General features: G+C 40.6%; 22 protein-coding genes and 1 pseudogene. 11 read left to right on the top strand and 12 right to left on the bottom strand.

Annotated elements, in window-relative coordinates; translation table 11 throughout:
- Positions 1 to 174: 174 nt before the first annotated feature.
- Positions 175 to 660: a carboxylesterase family protein gene (locus tag BLQ18_RS17135; protein WP_245668150.1), complete on the bottom strand. Its 486-nt coding sequence runs from the start codon at positions 658 to 660 to the stop codon at positions 175 to 177.
- 15 nt (positions 661 to 675) lie between these two features.
- A complete protein-coding gene (locus tag BLQ18_RS14955; protein ID WP_245668149.1) occupies positions 676 to 1,809 on the bottom strand; it encodes a carboxylesterase/lipase family protein in 1,134 nt (377 codons plus the stop codon).
- A 93-nt stretch (positions 1,810 to 1,902) separates the two neighbouring features.
- On the opposite strand from BLQ18_RS14955, the gene BLQ18_RS14950 reads away from it, so the two are divergent.
- The 9 genes from BLQ18_RS14950 (at position 1,903) to BLQ18_RS14910 (ending at position 11,905) form a co-directional block, all read left to right on the top strand.
- Positions 1,903 to 2,619 (top strand): NUDIX hydrolase, encoded by a 717-nt coding sequence (locus tag BLQ18_RS14950; RefSeq protein WP_090298443.1) that lies wholly within the window; start codon positions 1,903 to 1,905, stop codon positions 2,617 to 2,619.
- A 69-nt stretch (positions 2,620 to 2,688) separates the two neighbouring features.
- Entirely contained in the window at positions 2,689 to 4,395 is a 1,707-nt protein-coding gene (locus tag BLQ18_RS14945; RefSeq protein ID WP_090298440.1) for a GMC oxidoreductase, read from the top strand.
- On the top strand, positions 4,395 to 4,988 hold the full coding sequence (locus BLQ18_RS14940) for a gluconate 2-dehydrogenase subunit 3 family protein (protein ID WP_090298438.1): 594 nt from the start codon (positions 4,395 to 4,397) through the stop codon (positions 4,986 to 4,988). Before BLQ18_RS14945 ends, BLQ18_RS14940 begins: the two co-directional genes overlap by 1 nt.
- 3 nt (positions 4,989 to 4,991) lie before the next feature.
- Positions 4,992 to 6,362: a Gfo/Idh/MocA family protein gene (locus BLQ18_RS14935; protein WP_090298433.1), complete on the top strand. Its 1,371-nt coding sequence runs from the start codon at positions 4,992 to 4,994 to the stop codon at positions 6,360 to 6,362.
- Positions 6,363 to 6,402: 40 nt separating this feature from the next.
- The gene (locus BLQ18_RS14930) at positions 6,403 to 7,893 is read left to right on the top strand and encodes a DUF1593 domain-containing protein (RefSeq protein ID WP_090298430.1); all 1,491 of its coding nucleotides are present in this window, start codon (positions 6,403 to 6,405) and stop codon (positions 7,891 to 7,893) included.
- A gap of 30 nt (positions 7,894 to 7,923) precedes the next feature.
- Complete coding sequence (locus tag BLQ18_RS14925; RefSeq protein WP_090298426.1) at positions 7,924 to 9,213, top strand: CitMHS family transporter; 1,290 nt, start codon at positions 7,924 to 7,926, stop codon at positions 9,211 to 9,213.
- Between the two features lies 1 nt (position 9,214).
- A complete protein-coding gene (locus BLQ18_RS14920; RefSeq protein WP_090298423.1) occupies positions 9,215 to 10,558 on the top strand; it encodes an acyclic terpene utilization AtuA family protein in 1,344 nt (447 codons plus the stop codon).
- Positions 10,555 to 10,866 carry an AtuA-related protein gene (locus BLQ18_RS14915; protein ID WP_090298420.1) on the top strand — a complete coding sequence of 104 codons (312 nt, stop codon included), beginning with the start codon at positions 10,555 to 10,557 and terminating at the stop codon, positions 10,864 to 10,866. The genes BLQ18_RS14920 and BLQ18_RS14915 overlap by 4 nt, the downstream gene beginning before the upstream one ends.
- A 10-nt stretch (positions 10,867 to 10,876) precedes the next feature.
- On the top strand, positions 10,877 to 11,905 hold the full coding sequence (locus BLQ18_RS14910; protein WP_090298417.1) for an alpha/beta hydrolase: 1,029 nt from the start codon (positions 10,877 to 10,879) through the stop codon (positions 11,903 to 11,905).
- A gap of 4 nt (positions 11,906 to 11,909) precedes the next feature.
- On the opposite strand, the gene BLQ18_RS14905 is transcribed toward BLQ18_RS14910, so the two are convergent.
- The 10 genes and pseudogenes from BLQ18_RS14905 to BLQ18_RS14865 all read right to left on the bottom strand — a co-directional run bounded on the left by BLQ18_RS14905 (position 11,910) and on the right by BLQ18_RS14865 (position 21,871).
- On the bottom strand, positions 11,910 to 12,737 hold the full coding sequence (locus BLQ18_RS14905; RefSeq protein ID WP_090298414.1) for a hypothetical protein: 828 nt from the start codon (positions 12,735 to 12,737) through the stop codon (positions 11,910 to 11,912).
- Positions 12,738 to 12,767: 30 nt separating this feature from the next.
- Positions 12,768 to 13,352 (bottom strand): hypothetical protein, encoded by a 585-nt coding sequence (locus BLQ18_RS14900; protein ID WP_090298411.1) that lies wholly within the window; start codon positions 13,350 to 13,352, stop codon positions 12,768 to 12,770.
- Between the two features lie 75 nt (positions 13,353 to 13,427).
- Positions 13,428 to 14,630: a formylglycine-generating enzyme family protein gene (locus tag BLQ18_RS14895; RefSeq protein WP_217630570.1), complete on the bottom strand. Its 1,203-nt coding sequence runs from the start codon at positions 14,628 to 14,630 to the stop codon at positions 13,428 to 13,430.
- 26 nt (positions 14,631 to 14,656) lie between these two features.
- Positions 14,657 to 15,331: a DUF2490 domain-containing protein gene (locus BLQ18_RS14890; protein ID WP_175443784.1), complete on the bottom strand. Its 675-nt coding sequence runs from the start codon at positions 15,329 to 15,331 to the stop codon at positions 14,657 to 14,659.
- 26 nt (positions 15,332 to 15,357) lie between these two features.
- The gene (locus tag BLQ18_RS14885) at positions 15,358 to 16,353 is read right to left on the bottom strand and encodes an HAD family hydrolase (protein ID WP_175443783.1); all 996 of its coding nucleotides are present in this window, start codon (positions 16,351 to 16,353) and stop codon (positions 15,358 to 15,360) included.
- A 4-nt stretch (positions 16,354 to 16,357) separates the two neighbouring features.
- Positions 16,358 to 16,918, bottom strand: coding sequence for a hypothetical protein (locus BLQ18_RS14880; protein WP_090298397.1), 561 nt, complete (start codon positions 16,916 to 16,918; stop codon positions 16,358 to 16,360).
- Between the two features lie 101 nt (positions 16,919 to 17,019).
- Positions 17,020 to 18,564 carry an arylsulfatase gene (locus BLQ18_RS14875; RefSeq protein ID WP_090298394.1) on the bottom strand — a complete coding sequence of 515 codons (1,545 nt, stop codon included), beginning with the start codon at positions 18,562 to 18,564 and terminating at the stop codon, positions 17,020 to 17,022.
- A 35-nt stretch (positions 18,565 to 18,599) separates the two neighbouring features.
- Positions 18,600 to 19,007, bottom strand: coding sequence for an alkaline phosphatase family protein (locus BLQ18_RS17130; RefSeq protein ID WP_262492779.1), 408 nt, complete (start codon positions 19,005 to 19,007; stop codon positions 18,600 to 18,602).
- A gap of 60 nt (positions 19,008 to 19,067) precedes the next feature.
- A pseudogene (locus BLQ18_RS17125) lies at positions 19,068 to 20,129 on the bottom strand (sulfatase-like hydrolase/transferase); the annotation flags it as partial.
- Positions 20,130 to 20,413: 284 nt separating this feature from the next.
- Positions 20,414 to 21,871 carry an alpha-L-fucosidase gene (locus BLQ18_RS14865; protein WP_090298392.1) on the bottom strand — a complete coding sequence of 486 codons (1,458 nt, stop codon included), beginning with the start codon at positions 21,869 to 21,871 and terminating at the stop codon, positions 20,414 to 20,416.
- A 198-nt stretch (positions 21,872 to 22,069) separates the two neighbouring features.
- On the opposite strand from BLQ18_RS14865, the gene BLQ18_RS14860 reads away from it, so the two are divergent.
- Both BLQ18_RS14860 and BLQ18_RS14855 read left to right on the top strand, forming a co-directional pair.
- On the top strand, positions 22,070 to 23,788 hold the full coding sequence (locus BLQ18_RS14860; RefSeq protein ID WP_090298389.1) for a GMC oxidoreductase: 1,719 nt from the start codon (positions 22,070 to 22,072) through the stop codon (positions 23,786 to 23,788).
- The gene (locus BLQ18_RS14855; RefSeq protein ID WP_090298386.1) at positions 23,788 to 24,441 is read left to right on the top strand and encodes a gluconate 2-dehydrogenase subunit 3 family protein; all 654 of its coding nucleotides are present in this window, start codon (positions 23,788 to 23,790) and stop codon (positions 24,439 to 24,441) included. Before BLQ18_RS14860 ends, BLQ18_RS14855 begins: the two co-directional genes overlap by 1 nt.
- The last annotated feature ends 24 nt before the right edge of the window (positions 24,442 to 24,465 follow it).

The raw sequence follows: 24,465 nt of genomic DNA, 5'->3' as shown, positions 1-24,465 counted from the left end.
ACATTAAATATTGCAAAATTTAAATTAGAACCCTTTCAAATGTCAAATTGATAATTCAGAAATTTAAAAGCCCAATGTTTATTTGGGTTTAACCCACATTGCACTATTCTCCTATTACTGATTTCTTTGTTATAAAAAAGCAACAACTCCACTTAGAATTGTTAAAAAAACACATCACTTATTTTTTAGATACTGCGAATCCAGGAAAATATAACGATCGTCATTGTCTGATTCAATCGATTTACTTTCCACATCGATCACCATTACAGGAGGGGTTTTATCCTTGGCTTCTGCATTGGGCCAATCAGGTAAATTTTCACCATTTGGATTGCCGTATTTGATAAAATTGGCAAAATACTCCTGCATGGTATTGGAAACCTTGTAGTCCTCTTTGGTCCATGCATAATCGTGTACCAAATGAAGGTTCCCCATAGCATATTCAATTTCACAAGCATGCGGAGCTCCCACCGCTGGAGGCATTTGAGGCGCATCCTCACCCCTTTCCACAGTTCCTCCCGCCAATCCAGAAGCCAAAGTGGCATCTTTTAATGGTGGTCTTAATTTGGAATACAAATACCTATAAACTGGTTGACTGCTGTTCTTTCTATGTAAATCGAACCATTTCCAAGTACTGTAGGATATAAATCGATCGGAAGCCAATTCAGTGGCAGAATATTAAAGCTCCTTTTCCGAACCATAAGGATAAAGCTCCAAAACCTCTTTCGAATCTTTGGGATACAACTCTTTGATTTTGGCTTCATAGTTTTCGGTCGTCAACGGCATACCTTGCATTAATCCCATCGCTGGAATCTCTGCCGAATTCCAACCTAATAATAAAGGAACCTGAGCCTGCTCTTTGGCTTCAAATATTTCAGGTAACGATTTTGGTAGAAAATAACCATCCATTACAACAGGAAATCCAAAACGTTGAGAAGCATTGTACACCTCATAAATTTCACGTGTACTCATTTTACGCAATTCAGCAATGGAAGGAATACCTGCTTTTTCCATAAATGCCACTCCCATTTGTTCACCTTCCTGCAAACTTACAGGGGCCATGGTCGGATTAATGGCCGCACCACTCTCACCAATGGCACCCGCAATCAAATCTTTGGACATTGGTGAAGCCATTTGTAAACTTGTACCAATAGAACCGGCAGACTCTCCTGCAATCGTAACCTTCTTGGGATCACCTCCAAAAGCAGCAATGTTTTTATGCACCCACTGCAAGGCCATGTTTTGATCCAACGCCCCATAATTACCGGAAGCTTTATAAGATGCTTCAGCAGAAAGTTCCGGATGGGCCAAATAGCCGAATATATTCAACCTGTAGTTGGTGGTCACCACGACCATCCCTTTTTTGGCCATACTCTCACCATCGTATCGAGGTTCGGAGGCATCACCTGCCACATTTCCCCCACCGTAGAAATAAACAAGTACAGGTAAATCTTTGGTATCAGTTTTAGCTGGTGTCCAAACATTCAGATATAAACAATCTTCACTTACTCCGTCCGATCTGGAATTCATATCTCCAAAAACCATTGTTTGCATCGGTCTTGGTCCAAATTTCTTGGTTTCTTTTACCCCACTCCAATCGTCAAGTGGTTGCGGAGCTTTCCATCGAAGTTCACCAACTGGAGGTTTAGCGAATGGAACTCCAAAATAAGTTTGGATCCCGGTATGGGTATTGTAATTTCCTTCAATAATGCCATTTTCCACCTTTGTTTGAACTGGAAATGCATTCGTATTTTGAGCATACGTTGCTGTTGTGGCCAAAAAAGCCAGTAAAATCAAATAATAGATTCTCATTTTAGCACTTGTTATTGTATCAAATTGATACAATAATACTTTCTTTTTTTTATTATTATATTTTTTTACCGTATTTTTTGCGATGTTTACAACATGTTACCTTTAGAAAAAGAACATATAACCAACATTGCATACGACACTGTAATCTTTGGTTTTACAGGGGATAAGCTGAAAATTTTAATCTTGGAATACCAAAATTCCGGACTATTTGCACTCCCTGGAGGGTTTATTAGAAGAGATGAAAACTTATACGATGCTGTAAAACGTGGTGTAAGGGAAAGAACAGGATTGGATAAAATTCACCTGGAACAATTTCACACTTTTGGCAAGAAAAATAGAGATAGTGCCTATCCCTTTAAAAAGATTGCCGCAGGTAAAGGATATCCTATAACTTCAGACCATTGGGTCTTGGACCGTTTTATTACAGTGGGCTATTATGCACTTATAGATTACAATCAAGTAAAGCCTACACCTGATAAATTTTCGGATTCCATTGCCTGGCATTCCATCGACAAATTGCCCCCCCTAATGATCGATCATGAGGAAATTGTTGAAAAAGCGATTGAAGCCATTCGAAACGATTTGGGCAAAAAACCAATTGGCACCAATCTTTTGCCCAAAAAATTCACCATGAAAGAATTACAAAAGGTCTACGAGATCATTTTGAACAAAGAATTCCGAAGAACAACATTCCAACGTAAAATGCTCAGCTTGGATTTCTTAAAACGACACGAAAAACTCTACACCGGAGCGGCCAATAAAGCACCTTATCTGTACAGTTTTGATGAGAGCAAAGTGGAAAAAGAATAAAAAATCACAAATCGAAAGCTTAAAGTTGCTGAAATTTTGCAAACTTTAATACCTAAACCTATACCAAAAATGCCAAATTATAATATCGATGCCGACCCAAAACACACTTATGATGCCATTGTAATTGGCTCTGGAATTAGTGGTGGATGGGCAGCCAAGGAACTCTGTGAGAAAGGATTAAAAACCTTGGTTTTGGAACGAGGACCTGTGGTGGAACATTTAGTAGACTATAAAACCGCCAATCTAGACCCTTGGGACATGGAGCTCCGCGGAGCATTGACCCCTGAGGAACAAAAAAAACATTACAAAGCAATTCGTTCAGGTTTTATTGGTAAGGATACCGAACTTTTTTTTGCCAACGATGAAGAAAATCCATACACTGAGGAAAAACCATTTCTTTGGATTCGAGGCCATCAAATGGGTGGTCGTTCCCTGTTGTGGGGTAAGCAAACCTATCGTTGGAGTGAAATGGATTTTGAAGCCAATGCTAAGGACGGACATGGTGTGGATTGGCCCATTCGTTATAAAGACCTAGAGCCTTGGTACACTTATGTAGAGAAATTCGCAGGGATTAGTGGTGAGGCATTGGGCTTGCCGCAACTGCCAGACAGCCATTTTCTCCCACCGATGGAATTGAATTGTGTTGAAAAGGACATCAAAAAACGTATAGAACGAGATTTCCCAGGAAGACATATGATCATTGGTCGCGTAGCACATTTGACCGAACCATTGAATGGCAGAGGTCAATGCCAATACCGAAACCGATGCAGTAGAGGATGTCCCTACGGTGCTTATTTTAGTAGTAATGCCGTAACACTTCCAGCTGCAAACGCCACAGGAAACCTAACTTTTAGGCCCTACTCCATTGTACAATCCATTATGTATGATGAAAGTACTGGCAAAGCCTCTGGAGTTCGCATTATTGATGCAGAGACCAATGAAGATATCGAATACAAAGCAAAAATTATTTTCTGTAATGCTTCCACTTTAAGCACTACACAAATCCTGTTAAATTCCACTTCCAACCGATTCCCCGAAGGAATGGGTAACGATAGCGGTGAATTGGGCCACAACTTAATGGACCACACCTATCGTGTTGGAGCCATCGGAAAAGTAGAAGGATTTGACGATAAATATTACAGCGGACGAAGACCAAATGGAATTTACATTCCTCGCTATTGGAACATCGACGAAAACTCAAAATCCGATAAATTTTTACGCGGCTTTGGTTATCAAGGTGGTGCATATCGAATGGGCAATAGTGAAGCGGCGAACCGACAAGAGTTTGGCGGCGATTACAAGGACAGCATTATGAAACCAGGCCCATGGGAATTCTTTATTACTGGTTTTGCTGAATGTTTACCTTATCACGATAACAAAGTTTACCTGAACAAAGAGGTAACCGATAAATGGGGGCAACCGACCCTTACCATCGATTGTGAGTACAAGGAAAACGAATTGGCTCAAAACAAACAAATTCAAGAAGATGCCGTAGAAATGTTGGAAAAAGCAGGAGTTAAAAATGTTTTAGGTTTCGACAACAAACACGAACCAGGATATGGCGTGCACGAAATGGGAACAGCTCGAATGGGCCGTGATCCAAAAACTTCCGTTTTGAATGGTACCAACCAAGTTCATGGGGCAAAAAACGTATTTGTGACCGATGGCGCGTGTATGACCTCAAACTCTTGTGTAAATCCATCTTTAACCTATATGGCAATAACGGCTAGAGCAGCAAATCATGCTGTAGAAGAACTTAAAAAAATGAACATCTAATGGACCGTAGAAAAGCATTAAAATTTACAGGAAGCATGGCCACCGCAGCCGTTGTGGGTCCATCATTATTATCCCTTTTACAATCCTGCAAAAATGAGACCCGTATTGATTGGACGCCTCAATTTTTAACCTTGGACGAAGCAGTTTTTGTTGCTAAAGTGGTGGATATGATTTTACCAAGAACCGAAACTCCAGGAGCCTTGGATGTTAAAGTTGATATGTTCATTGACAAGGTCTACGCCCAATTGTACAATGAAGAGGGTCAAAACCATGTTCGAAACGAAATAGCTAAGTTCAATACCGATTGTCAAAGTGATTTTGGAGCTGATTTTGTGAATCTATCGGAATCAGATCAAATAAAAGCACTTCAAAAAGCAGAAGAAACTTCAGGTCAATTTGGTAGTGGTGTTTGGGGAACTACCGTAGGCAATCCAGAACCCGTAGGCTTCTATCGTTCCTTAAAATCGACTGCACTTTGGGGCTATTTTACCTCCGAGGAAATTGGAGAAAATGTGCTTAATTACGACCCTGTTCCAGGTGCATATCGCGGATGCCTTTCTTTGGACGAAGTAGGTAATAAATGGAGTCTGTAGCCCATGGCTTCCGACAGTTTTTATATCAACCGTAGAAACTTTTTAAAAAGTTCCACCGCCGTACTGGCCCTGTCTTCCTTTGGCGCCTATGGTTTGGATTTAGTCTACTCACAAAAAAAATGGCGCGTTGGACTTATTGGTTGTGGATGGTACGGAACCAGCGACCTTTTCAAACTGATTCAAGTAGCCAATGTAGAAGTAGTCTCACTTTGTGATGTGGACCGCAACCATTTGGAAAATGCCGCCAATCTAGTTGCACAACGTCAGCAATCAGGTAAAAAACCAAGATTATATAGCGATTTCCGTAAAATGCTGTCCGAAAAGGATTTGGATATCGTGTTGATCGGTTCACCAGACCATTGGCATGCACTGCAAGCCATCGAAGCAATGGAATCTGGCGCCCATTTATATCTTCAAAAACCTATTAGTTTAGATGTTTTGGAGGGTGAGTCCATATTGGCTACAGCACGAAAACTAGGTAAAAAAGTCCAGATTGGCACCCAAAGAAGAAGTACCCCCCATTTAATTGAAGGAAAGAAAAACATCATAGATGCAGGTCTGCTGGGGAAAATATCCCATGTAGAAATGTGCTGCTATTACCACATGCGTTGGAATGCCAATCCTCCAGTTCAAGAAATTCCTGATCATTTGGATTATGATTTCTGGTCAGGACCTGCACCTCTTCGCCCGTATGTTGGTTCGCCACATAGACGATGGCGAGCATTTACAGAATACGGAAATGGCATTGTTGGCGATATGTGCGTACACATGTTGGATGCCGTTAGGTGGATATTGGACCTTGGTTGGCCTAAAAAAATAAGTTCCACTGGCGGCATTTATGTTCAAAAAGACTCTATAGCCAATATTTCGGACACGCAAAATGCTGTTTTTGAATTTGATGAACTCAATTGTATTTGGCAGCATCGCAGTTGGGGTACTCCTCCCGACCCAGAATATCCATGGGCGTTTTTCATTTATGGGGAAAAGGGAACCTTTAAGGGAAGTGTCTATCAATATGAATTTATCCCAGTTGGTGATGGCGAAACCATTAAAAAAGAAGTGGTCTACGAACGGGAAAAATACCCCGAAGATTTAAAGGAAAAAGACATCGAATTGCATACAGCCCCCGCTACTAGAGGGCATATGCTGGATTTATTGGCTGCTATCGACCAGGATACATTGCCTGTAGCTGATGTGGAGCAAGGTCATATTTCAACTGCCAGTTGCATAATGGCCAACTTGGCCATGGATTTGGAGCGCCCATTAATATATCATCCACAACAAAAAATTATAGTAGATGATAACGAAGCAACTGCACTTTTAAAACGAAATTATAGAGGGCCTTGGAAACATCCATCAGAAAGTTATTTATAGAAGCATCCAGAGAAAGCACCTAAAACCACAACAACAAACTATGAAAAAAATCAGCCTAATTCTTCCTCTCCTATTTCTATTTACGGCAGGATTTGCGCAACAAATCAACAAACGCACGATTGTGACCACCGATGGGGAAATAGATGATGTAGATACCTTTATCCGATTCTTAATGTACACTAATGAATTTGATACGGAAGGACTGATCTATTCTAGCTCCATGTGGCATTGGAAAGGTGATGGCAAGGGAACTACCATGGTTTCAGAAATGGAAATGTCACGCAATATGTATGGTGAACGAAGTGAATTGCGGTGGCCAGGCACTACTTGGATGGAAGAATTATTGGCGGAATACAAAAAAGTTCATCCTAATTTAATACTGCACGACAAAAATTATCCCTCGGCGGAGGCTCTTTTAGAATTGGTGAAGGTGGGCAATATAGATTTTGAGGGGGAAATGGACCAAAGAACGGATGGTTCCGAATGGATTGCCGAAAAACTATTGGACGATGACCCTCGAGAAATCTTTCTTCAAGCTTGGGGAGGCACAAACACTATTGCCCGTGCTTTAAAATCCATCGAAGAAGATTATTCCAATAGCAAAGACTGGAAATCCATCAAAGAAAAAGTATCCAAAAAGGCCATTATTTATACCATAATGGATCAAGATGCCACCTATAAAAAATACATCGGCCCCAATTGGCCAGAGATCCGAGTTTTTTATAATGCGAATCAATTTTGGTGTTTCGCCTACCCTTGGAAAATAGTGGTTCCAAAAAGTCAACAACCCTATTTGGAAGGCGGTTTTATGGGGCCCAACATCATTACCAATCATGGGCCATTATTTGAAAAATATTACTCCTACGGAGATGGACAAAAGCAGGAAGGAGATCCCAACCATTTTGAAGGAGACATTTCTAAAATTGTAAATACGGAACGGGGCAGTTTTTCCAAGTACGATTTTATTTCCGAAGGGGATTCCCCAGCATTTTTACATCTAGTGGATGTTGGTTTGGACAATTACGAAGATCCATCGCGAGGGGGTTGGAGCGGTAGATTTGTACAATCCAAGGAAAATAATTTTCGGTTTGAGGATGGAGAAATGGCCTCGGATTTAAATCCAGAAACGGGAGAAATGGATAAAAGCTATCCACAAACCCGATGGATCAAGCCCATGCAGCTCGATTTTGCCGCTCGTGCCGATTGGTGTGTAAAATCCTTTGAAGAAGCGAATCATCCTCCAAAAATCATTGTAAAAGAGGGCAATACTATCAAGGTAAATGCTGGGGAAACCGTTACACTCAATTTATCAAGTGCAGATGTAGATGGAGACCCCGTTTACTTTAAGGTTTGGACGTATGCTGAAGCAGGAGATGGAACTGCCACAATTGAATTAAAAACAGATTCTGCTACAGTTCAAATTCCAGATAGTGCTAAATCAGGAGAGGAATACCATGTGATCGTTGAAGGCACCGATGCAGGGTTCCCAGCATTGACTAGATATCAAAGGGTTATATTTACCATTAAGTAACCAATTTAACCCGACCAAAAACCAACCACATTGCTCCTAACTAGTTTACTTATCATTTTAATTTTATTGGTGCTCATTCTCAGTAAAAAGATGAGTGCCATGGGAGCCTTAATTTTGGTTCCCGTCGTAGGTGCCCTATTGGCAGGTTTTGGATGGGAGACTTTTGATTTTGCCCTTAAGGGCATTAAGGATATCGCGCCTGTAGTGGCCATGTTTGTTTTTGCCATTCTATTCTTTGGTATACTTACCGATGCAGGCATGTTCAACCCAATTATAAATACCATTTTAAAATGGGTCGGTACCAACCCTACTCTAATTGCTGTGGGTACGGCCTTATTGGCCATGACAGTTCATTTTGATGGTTCTGGCGCTACCACATTTCTTATTGTGATACCTGCAATTTTGCCCCTATATGAAAAATTACAAATGGACAGACGGGTAATGGCCTGTGTAGTTTCTTTGGCCGCAGGGACCATGAATTTACTGCCTTGGGGTGGTCCCACCATCCGCGCGGCCTCAGCACTCAACCTGAGCGTTACGGAAATCTATTCCCCTGTAATGATTCCACAGCTTGTTGGTCTCCTATTTGTGATTTTTATCGCTTGGCATCTTGGAAAAAAAGAATCAAAACGGCTAAATATTTCTAATATAACTTATGCCGACAAAACCGTCGAAACTGACGATTCGACTAACACTTCAAAATCTAAATTCTTTTGGCTGAATGTGGGCATCACCCTGATAGCCCTTTATTTTTTGATATCAGGCCTGGTACCCCCTGCCCTAGTATTTATGATCGGAACCGTTTTGGTGTTGATGTTGAACTTCCCCAATTTGGAAAAGCAGAAAGATTTGATTTTTAATCACTCGAGAGCTGCCATTTTAATGGCATCCATCTTATTGGCTGCAGGAGTTTTTACAGGCATTATGAAAGAATCAGGAATGATTGCGCAAATGGCAGAAAGTGCAGTAGACGTTATTCCAACCACAGCTGGAAAAAAATTACCGCTCATTCTTGCAGTTTTGAGTATGCCCCTGAGCTTTTTGTTTGATCCCAATTCGTTTTACTTTGGATTCTTGCCTATTTTGGCACAAACAGGGGCTGAATTTGGCATTGCACCTGCAACTATGGGACAAGCGGCCATATTGGGGCAAATGACTACAGGATTTCCGCTAAGTCCATTAACCGCAGCTACTTTTTTATTGATTGGTTTGGCAAAAGTTGATTTGGCGGACCATCAAAAGTTTACTTTTAAATATGCTTTTTTGACCACTTTGGTAATGACCTCTATTTCAGTGATCATGGGTGTGATTCCAATTTAAAATGAAAAATAAAATTCGCATAGGATCAGGAGCAGGTTATTCGGGTGATCGAATAGACCCTGCTGTGGAACTCATTAAAAAAGGTAATCTCGATTATATTGTTTTTGAATGCTTGGCCGAAAGGACCATTGCTTTGGCCCAATTGCAAAAAATGCAAAATTCAACATTGGGCTACGACCCTTTATTGGAGGAACGCATGAAAGCTTGTTTACCTGATTGTGTTTCAAACAATGTGAAGTTGATTAGCAATATGGGGGCGGCCAATCCCATTGCTGCAGCAAAAAAAACTGTTGAGATTGCCCAAAATCTTGGTCTTTCCAATCTAAAAATTGCAGCTGTTTTTGGTGATGATGTAAAATCTATGTTAGATTTTGAATCCCAAACCTTTTTGGAAAGCGGAGATTCCATTGCAGTTGTCGAGGAACAAATAATTTCCGCCAATGCCTATGTAGGTGTAGAGGGAATTTTAACCGCTTTAAAGGAAGGTGCAGATATAATTTTAACGGGAAGAGTGGCCGACCCTGCCCTATTTTTGGCGCCTATTATCCATGAATTTGGTTGGACGTTGGACGACTACCCACTTTTAGGCAAAGGAACCGCATTGGGCCATTTAATGGAATGTGCAGCTCAGGTTTGTGGAGGGTATTTTGCGGATGGCGCATTAAAACAGGTTCCCAACTTAGGAAATCTTGGGTTTCCTATTGCGGAAATAAATGAAGATGGTTCATTTTTTATTACCAAATTGGATGATGCGGGAGGTATGGTCACCCAAGCAACCTGTAAAGAACAGCTGTTATATGAGGTACACGATCCAACAACCTATTTGACTCCAAATGTGGTGGCAGATTTTTCAAATATCAGTCTAAAAGAATTGGAAAAGGATAAAATTGAAGTTTTAGGTGCCAGTGGCCAATCATTGACTGGAAAATTAAAAGTATCTGTAGGCTATCATGATGGTTTTATGGCAGATGCCCAAATAAGTTATGGTGGTAGTTATGCCGTTGAACGAGGTAAACTGGCCATAGAAATCATTAAAGAGCGAATTAAAATCAATAAAATTGAAATTGAAGATATTCTTTTCGACCTGATTGGGGTTAATAGCCTTTTCAAATCGAATGGCGAGCAAACAAATCCCGCCGAGGTTCGAGTACGGGTAGCGGCCAAAACAGCCACTAAGGAAGAAGCAACACGACTGGTCAATGAGGTGGAAACATTGTATACGAATGGACCAGCGGCAGGTGGTGGAGTATCCAAATCGGTTACGGAAATTATTGCCATCCAATCCATTTTATTGGATAAAAACAAGGTTATCCCCCAAGTTGAAATCTTTAAAAGCAACCTATGAAACTTAAAGATCTAGCACATTCAAGAACTGGCGATAAAGGTGATATCATCAACATCTCTGTTATTGCTTATAACGAAAAGGATTATCCTACTTTAGAAAAATTGGTGACCGTAGAAGCAGTAAAAAAATTTCTAGGTGAAACTGTTCAAGGTGAAGTTATCCGATATGAAGTTCCCAATTTAGGGGCTATGAATTTTGTGATGCAAAAAGCACTCAGAGGTGGTGTTACCCGATCATTGCGATTGGACAAACATGGTAAATCCCTGTCCTCCATTTTATTGGAAATGCCACTCGAAATAAACAACTAAACTACACTAAATGAAAGCACTACTAAAATTAACCTTGGTCATTTTTACCTTACAATTGACCTATGCCCAAAACACAAAGGGAACTGTAGTTATTGACTCAATTTATTCGGAAAATTTGGTGAACAATTTTGGTGAAAATCCCACTCGGGAAGTTGCAGTGTATCTTCCTCCCAACTATGACAAGGAGTCCCAAAAATATCCTGTGATCTATTTTCTTCATGGTTTTTTTGGAGACCATACCCTCATGGATTACATGAAAGAAATCTTGGATTTCGGTATCGAGACCAAACGTATTCGACCTTTTATTTTGGTCATTCCCAACCAAAAAACTACTTATGATGGGAGTTTTTATTCCAATTCAGGTGTTTTTGGAAATTGGGAAAATTTTACGGTGCAAGACCTAGTGAAATATATGGACAAGAATTACCGAACGCTAGCCAAAAAAGAAAGTAGAGGTATAACAGGGCACAGTATGGGTGGTTATGGTGCCTTAAATATAGCGATGAAACATCCAGATGTTTTCAATACCGTGTATGCCATAAGTCCAGGGGCATTGGCCATTGTTCGCGAATATGGTCCGAACAGTGAAACCTTCAAGGAATTATCGGGAATAAATACTTATGAAGCTTTGGAAAAAACTTATTTTGGAAAAGTAATGGTCGCCTTTGCGCGGTCTTGGTCCCCCAACCCCAATAACCCTCCATTTTATTGTGATTTTCCATTTAGTTATGAAAATGATGAATTGGTCATTCACCAAGAAACACTAAAAAAGTGGCAAGACCATATGACTTTCTACAACCTAGAAAAATACATCGACAACTTAAAAAGTTTAAAGGCCATTAAAATGGATTGGGGCAGAAATGCTGGTGAACGTTTTACCCAACAATGCAAAATGTTCAGCATTAAACTCGAAAATCTGGGGATTAATCATATGGCCGAGGAATATATCGGAACCCATACAAGCAATATTTACACCAAAGATGGACGTATACCTCAGCAGGTATTGCCGTTTTTTGAGTACTATTTAGAATTTGATTAACCTCTTATTTAGGAAACAAAAGCACAAAAACAGCCCTAAAACCCCAGGAAGAACTATTTCCGTTTCCATATGGAATTCTGGGACCTACAGCTACTTGAGCTAGTTGACTCCCCATTGAAATCACTTTGGAGCCTACAAAGTTTATGGTTCCTGATGTGGCATGAGCATCCCAACTTTGGGTTATTTCCGTATTCAAGGTCAAAGCATATCCCCCAGAGAAATTCTTGGCGATAAAAGGTTGGAAAAACGTGGCATTCACATCTGCCCTATCATCGTCACCTGCAATGGACCAAATATGGTTGATCAAAGTACCTACGGTAACATCTCCAATTTGCTTTAATCCTACCGCCGTGGGACCAACACCAAATTTTCCTGTTCCCAAAAGATCATCGGTTGCCGTTGGAATCAACAAAGCGGGTCCAACACCCCAAATCAAGCCGCCAGAAGTTGGTTCTTTGGGAGAAAAGAAGGCACTAACCGTGGCATCTGCCAAACCCGTTTGTCTTCCGCTGGGACCAAAGACATCATTTTGCGAAGTGATGGGCAATATTACACGGGCGATTAAATTCCAATCTTCATTTAGACTCATTGGAATTACGGGTTGCACATTTAGTGTGAATCGACTACCATCGGATGGCCCAATTCCGAAATCAAAATTACCCTGAAAAGGCACACTGATTAGACTTGCTACAGGATTTTGAAGCTTTTTGGCCAATTCATCAGCACTTGAGGCACTACCTTGGTCTTGTGCAGATACGTTTAGAGCTACTGCTGAAAAAACAAGGCAAAGAACAAAAGTTCTTGCGATTTTTAAGAGGTTGATGTTTTTCATGGTGTGTGTTTTATGGTTTTAATGATGTAATCAATTTAATTTGGATGGAGCTTGCTTTCCAAATGAGCTCAAAGCTTGCATGGCGTCTTTCATTGAAATCTCCTCAAATTCGCATTCTGTACTTTGGATAAATCGGACTTGCCCTGCATCCATTTTTGGTGCATCAGGAATATAAATGCTCAAGAAGCCATTTTCATGTTCTTTGGTGATAAAGGCAACATCATAAAAAGATTCTTCTTTTAGAAGTATGGGCTTCCAGTTGCTTAGGTTTTTGTGCGATGAAGTATCCCCCATGATTTTATACCTAAACATTTGCAGGCTGGGCAATACCAGAAAAAGTTGATCTTGCATATTCTCCCCCCAATCCTTTATAAAACCCTTCCTCAACAACAAGCCACCGAGGTAACATATCAATAAAAAAACAAGAATGGTGAATACCGTTATGGTAGCTGTACCGAAAATAGAATGAATCCCAAAAAAATCAACAAATCCACTTACTATGGGGTTAAGTATTGCCCATGCTTTACCAAGCAGAATCAAAATAAGCAGTAGGGGAATAATTAAAAAGAGCCCTCCTACCACCATGGCTTTTGTAGAACGGTTAAAAAAACTCATTTTAAATGGGATTTAAAGTTATTTGTTTAAAACGCTTATTTATTTCATTAAAATCACCCAGACTTAAATGAGCACCTACAACACTTCCCTGACCAATCTAAAACCAACGTGTTGCATTCCAGAGTCAGGGCTCAGTCGCATTCTTCTTGAGTTTCTGAATCCTGAACACCAATCATCGTTACATAAAAAGGAACCTCCGCGTACCACTTTGTTTGTGGCTTGTTGATTATACACCTCTCTGGTTTCATCTGGTCCCTGAGGGTTTATTGCTGTACCTCCTTGGCTTTTGAGAACATCGTAATAATCTGCTCCATACCAATCCAATGTCCATTCCCAAACGTTTCCTGAAATATCGTACAAACCATATGCATTTGGTGGGAATGACTTTACGGGAGCAACGGACTCAAATCCATCTTCCACCGTATTTTCATAAGGAAAATCACCTTGTAAAAAGTTTCCTCGCTCGTCTGTATTGTTCACCATTTCATTGCCCCAAGGGTACATGGTGTTATTGGATCCAGCTCGCATGGCATATTCATATTCCGCTTCTGTTGGTAATCTTTTATTGGCCCATTTTGCATAGGCCATGGCATCGTACCAAGACACTTGGGTTACGGGTAGGTCCAAAATAGCATCCAAATCAGGATTGCTGCCATCAGGATTTTTCCAATTCACTCCAGTTTCAAAGGACCACCAATTGGCCAAATTATCCTTAGGTGTTCCTTTAGGCACATAATGAAACACCAGTGCTCCCGCCTTCAACATTTCTTCATCTGGCTTTGGCGTTCCTGGAGGCACTTGCTTTTTCAGTTCTTCCCAATCCACATCGTATTCAGCAATGGTTTTGTAACCAGTAGCTTCCACAAATTCCAGAAACTGGCGAACGGTTACTTCATGCTCGTCCATGTAAAAATCAGAAACCTGAACGCTATGTTTTGGAAATTCATCAGGCTGAGGCAAAGCAGTGGAGGGCATTCCTTCTGAATTCATGGGAACATCCCCTCCCATATCAAAAGTGCCTCCTTTAATTAGCACCATTCCTGATGTATCGTTCATCTTGTTTTCGTCGGTTGTGATGCTGCCGATTCCAGCCAAGGCACTTACATCTAAAAATTGCTTACCAATAAGTGAATCTGAGGGCACATAACAGTACTGATTGGCAGAAACCAATGCTGCTTCGGCTTCCTTTTTTTCGGTTTTGCACATGGTCAAGATACTGGCCAAAGCGATTAAGCCAATAAATAGAGAACTTTTAATTTGTTGTTTGTTGAAATCCAAAAAGCGAAATTTTAAGTTTTAATTTTTCAAAAGATAAAGGTGACCGAAAAGGTATTCCCCTTGGTGGCATCGGACAATACAACCTCGTTGAACCTTTCTCTGGTATAATTGAAATTTAAGGTAAATTTTTCCATTTTCTTGTTAAATCCCAGGTTCCATTCCCTCGAGTTTATAAAACGGGCCCCTAAATCCGTATTTGGCTGTATATACCATTCGTAACTAGTATACAACGACCAATTGTTACCTAAATCGTACATGGGCATGATTTTGTACCGCGTTCTGGTGGTAATTTGATTTTCTGAGTCGCCAGCAAAAAGCAGATTACGCCATTCGAGTTTAAAGAATTGTTGGAACTTCAATTTTGTTGAAATATCATTACTAAGGGTCAACCCTGCCCACGGTCTAATTTCCCAGTAGTTGTCTATGCTATCGTCAAAGGTGCGTTCGGTGAGCAATCCTGCTTGAATGCCCCAATTCTTAACATTTCGGGTCAAGGTATAACTAGCGCCAAAGCGGTACCATCCATCTTCTGAAAAAAAGTGTTTGAAGTGACCATTAACGGATTGATTCCACTCCGTTGAACTAGTTAGATTTTTTGTAACGCCTATATCCCCAAAAAAATTCTCTTGGGCAAATACCCCTATTGAAATACTCAAAAACAGGGTCGCCAAAAGCAACTTAATTTTCTTTGATTTTTTCATAGTGTTCATTTTGTACGGTGAATTTGCTATTCCACAAAGACTTCTTTCCAGTCCTTTTTCATGTCAATAATCGTCCATCCTTTGCGTTGAGCAACTTCCCATCCTTTTTCCAATCGTCCCATAGGCGTTTTCTCACTATATAAAAATTCTCTTTCCCCGTCTGAATGAAGCACATATACCATTAATGTGGGATGGGGATTATCGGTATCTGAATATTCCATCATTTCTAAATCCCCATCGGAATTGCCTACCACCATTATGGGTTTTTTACCAATTTCTTTTTGAATGCTTATTACCTTACCCATATGATCATCGTAAAAATCAAATTCTGAAGTGGGTAGCACCGCTATGGAATCTTCCTGATGAACCGCTTCTGTTTTAAAAGTGGAACCAACAATGTAGTTTTTATCAATGTTGTACAACTCAGGCTGCCATGCGCGCATAAAATTTGTTCCACCGCCTGAAACAATATAGATGGAAAATTCATTTTCCCGTAAATAGTCCAACAACTCCATCATGGGCTGGTAGACTGTTTTATCATATGTGCGTTTTAAAATGGGATGTTTGGCACTTTTAAGCCAACTATTAACAGTTGAGTCATAATCGGTATGATATAATGAATCCACTTCACCGATTATTGCGATGGTTTTTGCTTTATCCACTTTTAAAATGCCTTCAATATCATTGGCCAAAACTTCTTTGTACGGACTTTCTGTTGTGTATTTTGGATTGGTTTTTGCCAATTCCTTCACCTTATCGAACACAAAAAAGATTTGGGATGGCAACGGTTGTTCTGCCCATAAGGTCCCATCGTTGTCAAAACAAACTATTCTGTCCTTGGGCTCCACAAAATTGGGATTTGAAGGGTCCGTAACCGATGAAACAAAAGCAATAATTTCGCTTTTAGACTTTGCCTTATTAAAAGTAGGCAAAGGGTCAACTGTTTTTTCCGTGTTACTCTGTTTGCAAGAAAGCATTAAAACTCCCAATACAAGGCACGAAAGTGTAATTTTTAGATTCATAGGATTAAAATCTTTTGGACACGCCAAGACCCAATTGAAATGAATCATAGGCATCTATTCGAATATCGTAACCCAAGGCAACAATAAACTCCCATTCGTTTCGCAGTTCCAAACCATATTCGGAATCGATTCGAATGAGTCCCAGAGTTTCTTCAGGGTCTATATCTGCACCCCCACCGATCAAAAACGTAAAATGCTCTCCAGGTTTGAACCCTACCATTAGGGCTGGTGCGATAGGGCGTTCTCTTTCAATGGATTTTCCACCTCCCAAAGATTGGGCAACAAATTGCTCCACCACAAAATCGGTATGCAAACCAACGGACCATTTAGGATCAAAATGATAGTTGTAAAAAATTGAAAATGAGGGCAACGACAACCTTTTTTTTGATTCGCCTTCCAGTTCACCTGCACGCATATGGGTATGAGAAAGCAATGCACCAATTTCATGGTGTTTAAAGGCTTCCATCCCTTCGTTTTCGTTTTCTTCTTGCCCAAAGACAAAAGAAGTCATCAAAACAAGAACCAAAAATGGGACAATGATCTTTTTTCCAATAGCTGTAAGCATCGTAATAGGATTATTGCAACTTAGAACATAAAATTTACCTATGTAAAACTTTAAAAAATGGCTTTTAGCAAGTTTGCTAAAAGCCATTCGAAATTTTTATTTTACTGCTTACCAGCTTGCAACTGTTTTACCAACTCCGAAAAGTCGAGTGTAGCTGCTTTTTGAACTGGTGGATAGTCTTGCAAGGATTGAATATGTTCCCCCAATATTTCCTGTACCGGCTCATTCAGGAATTGTTTTTTTTGTACTATATCCGAACGATCCGTTAGATTATCAAAACTTTCATATGGATCAAAATGGATGTTGTACATGATTGGAAACTTTTGTTTTTCGTAAGGGGCGTAATAGTTTTCACTTGTTTCAAAGTGCAATTTCCATTGATTAATTCTAATTGCCCTTACAGTGGATTCGTGATAATAAATAAAATTATTACGATTACTCTGTTCACTTTCGCCCAACCAATAGTCTAAATTATTAACACCATCAATATATTGTTTTCTTTCCTTCATCATTTTGTCGGCAACATCAGTGACCCCAGCAGCTGCAGCCAAGGTGGTGAAAATATCCATGTGGGATTGTATACCAGTAAGTGTTTTACCTGCTGGAATCTTGTCTTTCCACATGACCATCATAGGAACACGCACTCCACCTTCATAAGTTGTCATTTTTTCACCTCTAAATGGTGTGGTGCCACCATGCAAACGGGCACTGTGTTCTGGACCGTTGTCGGTAGAATAGATAACTATGGTATTTTCTAAAGCCCCCATCTTTTCCAATTCATCCAACATTTCTCCAATCATCATGTCATGTTCTATTAAGCCACTACCATAAAAATCGTGTTCTGTGGTATAGGGCAACGCCAAATAACGATTCTCAGGTTTTAAATGGGTATACATGTGCATTCTACTAGGGTTAAACCATACAAAGTATGGTTTATCATCATCCTGTGCTCTTTTGATAAAATCGATGGATGCCGCCATAAATTCTTCATCAACGGTTTCCATTCTCTCTTTTGAAAGTTGACCAGTGTCCTCAATTCTTTGTTTGCCCACTTTACCAAAACGTGGATCTACAGTGGTATCATCTGTATTGGTGGCATAGGTATGCAAAACACCACGGGTTCCATACTTTTTAAAGAATTCTGGGTCTTGGGGGTAATCCTTTTGTTGATATTCTTCTTGGGTGTTCAAGTGATAAAGGTTCCCAAAAAACTCATCGAAACCATGTACTGTTGGAAGGTGTGAATTAAGGTCTCCCAAATGGTTTTTTCCAAACTGACCTGTAGCATACCCTTGCTCTTTGAGCACCTCAGCCAAGGTTGGGCTTTCCTTTTTTAAGCCTAACGGGCCTCCAGGTCTACCTACAGTTGTCATCCCACTTCTAATGGGATATTGACCCGTAATCAAAGCAGCGCGCCCTGCAGTACAACTTGGTTGTGCATAATGCTCCGTAAACTTAACCCCTTGTTCAGCAATGCGGTCTATATTCGGAGTAGTATATCCCATAACCCCATTACCATAAGCACTAAGATTGCTCCACCCTACATCATCAGGGAAAATTATTAGAATGTTGGGCTTGTCTTTGTTTTGGGCAAAGGAAATACCCATTGACACGATGGCCAAAAAGGCTAAAATCATCTTTTTCATACGATTAAATTATAGTTAATTAGAATTCTAAGTGTTTACTTTCTCGTATCCGATTGCAATATGGCCTCAATAGCTTTATTGATATCCAAGGATGCAGATGCCTGTCTTGGCGGAAACTCTTTAAAAGTGGATAGGTGCTCGTTCAACAAACCAATGGCGGGTTGAAACACCCATGATTTTTCCATGATCAAATGAAAGCCCGTAATGTCATCGTAATGTTCGAAGGGATCTTTACGTAAATTGAACAACTGCGGCATGGTCAGTGGCACCATGTTATCAAAATAGCGTTCTTTAATGGCAAAGTGCATTTTCCAAGGCCCAACTCGCATGGCCGTTAACCCAGATTCGTAATAATAGAAGTAATAATTTCGGGCAGATTCCTCTGTTTTGCCTGTCCAGTAATCTAAATTTTCAAAGCCATCCACATAAACTTTATAAGTCATGTCCCCGATTTTTTTGCCTTTTTTCAACTCATCTTTAATGCTTGAATTACCTACTGCGGCCATTAGGGTAGGTAGCACATCTTCGTGGGCCGAAATACCGTTTCTAATCAATCCAGCTGGTATTTTACCAGGCCATCTCACCAAAAAAGGAGAACGAACCCCTCCTTCATAAGTGGTCATTTTTTCACCTCGGAACATGGTCACCCCAGCATGAGGGAAGGTACTTTGTTCAGGACCGTTGTCTGTGGTATAGATTACAATGGTATTATCATCCACTCCTAATTCTTCCAAATAATCCAACAACTCACCTACATGTCCATCATGTTCCATTAAACCAGACCCAAAAAGGTCCATATCGGTACTAATCGGAGTCGCCAAGTTTCTGGATTCTTCCTTTAGGTGGGTATACACATGCATACGGCTAGTGGCATGCCAGATAAAAAAGGGCTTTTTGGCATCCTTGGCCCGTTTCATGAAATCTTTTGATAAGGCGACCAATTCCTCATCGAAGGTTTCCATTCGTTTGGAAGTCAACTTACCAATATCAGTCACTTTTTGTTTTCCAATAACACCAAACCGTGGATCTTCGGTTGCATCATAAGTATCCATTGCATAGGATTGAATAATGCCGCGTGGCCCATACTTTTCTTAAAACTCTTTGCTTTTTGGGTAATCGGCCTGCTCTTCCTCTTCCGAAACATTTAAGTGGTATAGATTCCCGAAAAATTCGTCAAAACCATGAACTGTGGGCAAGTGCTCATTTCGGTCGCCCAAGTGGTTTTTTCCAAATTGCCCCGTCATGTATCCTAGCGGTTTTAACAATTCAGCCAAAGTTGGATCTTCCTTTTTCAATCCGAGTGGATTACCTGGCTGACCCACCGTGGTCAATCCCGTTCTTACTGGCTTCTGTCCCGTAATAAATGCTGCCCTTCCCGCTGTACAACTGGGTTGGGAATAGTGATCGGTGAACAAAGCCCCTTCTTTTGCAATACGATCAATGTTGGGTGTGGGATACTGCATTCCCATTGTGTAAGCCCCAAGTGAATTGGGTGCTACATCATCGACCATTATTACTAAAATGTTGGGCTTGTCTTGGGCGGCTGAAAATAAAATCCCCCCCATTAAAATCATTAAAAAGGTAATCTTTGACTTCATGATAGTGTATTAAATATTAAGGTTTCTATATGGAGACCAATCAATTGGTCCTATAAAACACAGCTATCGGGGGAAATATAATTGTTATGAATGTAGGAATTTATTGCGATTAATAAAAGCCCAAATGTTAAATAACCAGCATATTTTTATTAAAAATTGACGAGCCCTAACAATTGTCCCAAAATGACAATTGGGGTTTTCTTGAAGTCATACTTTGAAATCACCAAGATTATTTAATTAAGAAAAATAGCTTAAAAGACTTCCACATTCGAAATCAAGGGGCAACCTAACGCATCGGTGATCTCAACCTTTAATTTTGATGTTGAAATGCCTTCCAGTGGCAAAATTCGTTTATTCCCAATGGTAGTTTCTGAAGCTACTTTTTCCCATTGACCATCTTGCCAAGCATACACTTCAAAGGCAGCTACGCGTTGCCCGAGTGCAATAAATTCTTGAAGCACCAAATAATTAATTTCCTTTTCCTCATCCCATTCCAATTCAAAAGAAGCTTGGGTAATTGCATCATCTGTTGCCCAAAAAGTTTGATCATTTTTATCAATCAGGTTGGAAGGAGCATAGTCGGCATCATTCCCTCGAAAAGAACTAGCCTTAACCCTTGCATTTTTGGTCAAATCAATTTTAAAAACACTATCCAAAATCTTTTTGAACCCCTGCAAAGTCTTCACATCGTTCTCATGAAAAAGCCCGCGCTTGTCTGGTGGAATATTAAGCAACCAAGTAGAACCTCTTCCAACAGAAGTCAAATACCGTTCAAACAAATTTTCGGGTGTTCTCACCAAACTATCCTGCGATTCATGATAAAACCATCCTGGACGTATCGAAACATTTACTTCCGCGGGAATCCAATCGGTTCCTTCTGGAGTTCCATGCTGCAACAAGTTTTCGATTCCGAATTTACCTGCAAACAAAGTATCAGGAGTTATGGTATTCCAATGGGTAGTTCCTCCGATTCCTTTTTCATTCCCAACCCAACGCAGATCAGGTCCTGCATCACTAAAAAACAAAACAGGGGGCTGCATGGAATCGACCATTTTTAAAGTAGACGGCCAATCATAATAGGTTTGCCGATCGATGGTTCGCTCTTCATTGGCTCCTCCATAGTACCCATCACCACCATTGGCACCATCAAACCACATTTCAAAAATGGGTCCGTAACCCGTAAACAATTCCTTGAGCTGATTTCTATAATAAGTGATATAGGAAGGTTCACCATAATCCGCTCGGTTTCTATCCCAAGGTGAGAGATAAACACCAAATTTTAATCCGTGTTCAGCCGCTGCTTCGGAAACAGATTTCACTATATCTCCCTTCCCTGATTCAAACGGGCTATTTTTAATGGAATGTTCCGTGTAAGCCGATGGCCAAAGTGCAAATCCATCATGGTGTTTAGCGGTTAACACCACTCCTTTAAAGCCCGCTTCCTTTAAAGTTTGCATCCATTGGTTGGCATCAAAAGCGGTGGGATTAAACAATTCGGGTGATTCATCGCCATACCCCCATTCCTTGTCTGTAAATGTGTTGATGGTAAAATGGATAAAGGCGTTCATTTCCATTTTGTACCAATCCAATTGATCTTGAGAAGGTAGTGCCCCCAAAGGTTCAGGTGGGCTTACATTCTCTTTTTTTTGACAGGAAAATGCGATTAAAATCGCTAAAATGGCTAGGGTTCTGTTAAAATTTCGAATCACTTTTAATCGAGTTATAATGGGATGAAGATAAAAATAATCCTAGCACTACATTCTTAGTGGATTAAAAATTAAGTTTTTAAACCTCCCCATTCTCTTTGCTTCAACTCAAAATTCATCAAAAAGGATAATGTTAATGGATTCAAGAATTGAAAAAAACCGTTGAGAAATTGATATATTACAGCTTTAATAACTGAACAAATGAGTAAATTTTATTACAACCAAGAACAAGAATCCTATGATGCCATTGTGGTAGGTACAGGAATCAGTGGTGGTTGGGCAGCAAAAGAACTCTGCGAAAATGGTCTTAAGACCTTGGTTCTGGAGCGTGGCCCCATGGTAAGACACCGCGAAGATTACCCTACCGCCAACATGGACAATTGGGATTTTCCACATGCTGGTAGCACTACCAGAGAAGATATTAAACAACAAGAAAAACAATCCCGAACAGGATACACTACCAGTGCTGCCTCCAAACACTGGTTTGTGAACGATTTGGAACACCCTTACAACGAAACAAAGCGTTTTGATTGGATGCGTGGATACCACGTAGGAGGTCGATCCATTATGTGGGGACGTCAAAGTTACCGTTGGAGCGATATTGATTTTGGAGCCAATAAAAATGATGGTATTGCCGTAGATTGGCCCGTTCGTTACAAAGATATTGCCCCTTGGTATGATAAAGTGGAAAGCTTTATTGGAGTTTCAGGAGAAAATTTAGGACTTGCACAGCTTCCAGATGGGATTTTCGAGCCCATGATGGAGTTGAATTGTGTGGAGCAACATTTCCGTGAACAAGTTGCGGATAAATTCAATGGTCGTGTGGTAACCGCAGGTAGAACTGCCCACATTACCAGTGACAAAAAATTTGAAGGTGACGGCCGTGTGCGATGCCAATTTAGAAATAGATGTATTAGAGGATGTCCTTTTGGAGGCTACTTTAGTAGTGTTTCCTCTACCCTACCCACTGCAGAAAGAACTGGGAACTTGACTTTACGACCAGACTCCATTGTTCATGAAGTAATTTATGATCCAGACACCAAATTGGCTACTGGCGTTAAAGTAATCGATAGGGAAACCAAGGAGGCATTTGAATTCAAGGCCAAAGTGATTTTCCTTTGTGCATCATCCATGGCTTCCACTGCCATTTTAATGCAGTCAAAATCCGATAGATTCGAAAATGGACTGGGTAACGATTCTGACCAGTTAGGGAGAAACATCATGGACCACCATTTAGGCGTGGGCGCATCAGGAAAATTTGATGGATTTGATGACAAATACTACAAAGGAAGAAAACCAAGTGGTGTTTATGTACCTAGATTCAGAAACTTGGGTGGTGATTCCAACATGAAGGATTTTATCCGAGGATATGGATATCAAGGTGGAGCCAGTAGAGGTAATTGGGAAGAAAGTGTTTCCGAATTATCCTTTGGTAAAGACTACAAGGATGCCATGTTAAAACCAGGTGGCTGGACTTTCGGAATGGGAGGATTTGGAGAAGTACTTCCGTATGAAGACAACCGAATGACCTTGGATTATGACAAAAAAGATAAGTGGGGATTACCTACCGTTACTTTTGATGCGGAATTCAAAGAAAACGAGTGGAAAATGCGCGAAGACATGAAGCAGCAAGCTGTTGAAATGTTGGAAAAAGCTGGATTAAGAGATGTACAACCATATGACAACCCTGGTGCTCTTGGATTGGGCATTCACGAAATGGGAACTGCCCGTATGGGTCGTGATCCCAAGACCTCCGTGGTGAATGGTAACAACCAAGTGCACGCTTGTAAGAACGTTTATGTGACCGATGGGGCCTTTATGACCTCTGCCAGTTGTGTGAACCCTTCGTTGACCTATATGGCATTCACAGCCAGAGCTGCCAACCATGCCGTTCAAGAACTTAAAAAAGGAAACATATAATGGAAAGAAGATCAGCACTCAAAAATATGGGGATGGCCTTCGGGTACGCCGTGGCCACTCCAACGCTATTGTCACTGCTCAACAGCTGTAAGGACAAACCTGCCTTTGCGGAATGGACCCCTAGTTTCCTTGATAAGGAAAAAGGGGACGCCCTGGCACAGACCGTGGACGTGATCCTTCCAAAGACCGATACACCTTCTGCCACAGAAATGAACGTGCACACTTTTATAGATGCCTATCTGGACGAGGTGATGCCGTTGGAGCAAAGAGAATTTGTTATGATGAAAATGGATGCCTTCTATGACAAGGTACTTGCCGATTCTGGCAAGTCATCGTTAATGGACATCGAAGCTGCGGATATTGAGCCTGCTTTGCAGACATATCTTAAAAAGCGTTCCGATGAGGAAGAGAAACTGCACTTTGAGGCCATTATGAATTACATGGAAGCCATCAAAGAAGGTGGAGCTGCTACCCTTGACGAGGAAATCTCCCGTTTTTCCTTTGCGACCGAATTGAGAGATCTGGCTACTTGGGCCTACAAATCATCGGAATATGTTGGTGAAGAGGTTTTGGCCTATTTGCCAGTACCTGGTGAGTACATCGGTTGTGGAGACCTTCAGACATTGACAGGCGGAAAGGCTTGGTCTATATAGGTCTTCAACCAAAAATAATTTCAT

The organism is Flagellimonas zhangzhouensis, from assembly GCF_900102925.1.
GTDB classification, from domain to species: Bacteria; Bacteroidota; Bacteroidia; order Flavobacteriales; family Flavobacteriaceae; genus Flagellimonas; species Flagellimonas zhangzhouensis.
Note: the sequence above shows the minus strand (reverse complement) of the source record. Positions and strands in the feature narration are given on the sequence as shown.

Bases quoted from the DNA above. Each gene is read 5' to 3' on its own strand.
- BLQ18_RS14880 (WP_090298397.1), bottom strand. From the start codon at position 16,918: ATGCTTACAGCTATTGGAAAAAAGATCATTGTCCCATTTTTGGTTCTT.
- BLQ18_RS17130 (WP_262492779.1), bottom strand. From the start codon at position 19,007: ATGACTTATAAAGTTTATGTGGATGGCTTTGAAAATTTAGATTACTGG.
- BLQ18_RS14955 (WP_245668149.1), bottom strand. From the start codon at position 1,809: ATGAGAATCTATTATTTGATTTTACTGGCTTTTTTGGCCACAACAGCA.
- BLQ18_RS14885 (WP_175443783.1), bottom strand. From the start codon at position 16,353: ATGAATCTAAAAATTACACTTTCGTGCCTTGTATTGGGAGTTTTAATG.
- BLQ18_RS14855 (WP_090298386.1), top strand. From the start codon at position 23,788: ATGGAAAGAAGATCAGCACTCAAAAATATGGGGATGGCCTTCGGGTAC.
- BLQ18_RS14940 (WP_090298438.1), top strand. From the start codon at position 4,395: ATGGACCGTAGAAAAGCATTAAAATTTACAGGAAGCATGGCCACCGCA.
- BLQ18_RS14930 (WP_090298430.1), top strand. From the start codon at position 6,403: ATGAAAAAAATCAGCCTAATTCTTCCTCTCCTATTTCTATTTACGGCA.
- BLQ18_RS14875 (WP_090298394.1), bottom strand. From the start codon at position 18,564: ATGAAAAAGATGATTTTAGCCTTTTTGGCCATCGTGTCAATGGGTATT.
- BLQ18_RS14920 (WP_090298423.1), top strand. From the start codon at position 9,215: ATGAAAAATAAAATTCGCATAGGATCAGGAGCAGGTTATTCGGGTGAT.
- BLQ18_RS14950 (WP_090298443.1), top strand. From the start codon at position 1,903: ATGTTACCTTTAGAAAAAGAACATATAACCAACATTGCATACGACACT.
- BLQ18_RS14915 (WP_090298420.1), top strand. From the start codon at position 10,555: ATGAAACTTAAAGATCTAGCACATTCAAGAACTGGCGATAAAGGTGAT.
- BLQ18_RS14900 (WP_090298411.1), bottom strand. From the start codon at position 13,352: ATGAGTTTTTTTAACCGTTCTACAAAAGCCATGGTGGTAGGAGGGCTC.
- BLQ18_RS14945 (WP_090298440.1), top strand. From the start codon at position 2,689: ATGCCAAATTATAATATCGATGCCGACCCAAAACACACTTATGATGCC.
- BLQ18_RS14860 (WP_090298389.1), top strand. From the start codon at position 22,070: ATGAGTAAATTTTATTACAACCAAGAACAAGAATCCTATGATGCCATT.
- BLQ18_RS14905 (WP_090298414.1), bottom strand. From the start codon at position 12,737: ATGAAAAACATCAACCTCTTAAAAATCGCAAGAACTTTTGTTCTTTGC.
- BLQ18_RS14935 (WP_090298433.1), top strand. From the start codon at position 4,992: ATGGCTTCCGACAGTTTTTATATCAACCGTAGAAACTTTTTAAAAAGT.
- BLQ18_RS14910 (WP_090298417.1), top strand. From the start codon at position 10,877: ATGAAAGCACTACTAAAATTAACCTTGGTCATTTTTACCTTACAATTG.
- BLQ18_RS14890 (WP_175443784.1), bottom strand. From the start codon at position 15,331: ATGAAAAAATCAAAGAAAATTAAGTTGCTTTTGGCGACCCTGTTTTTG.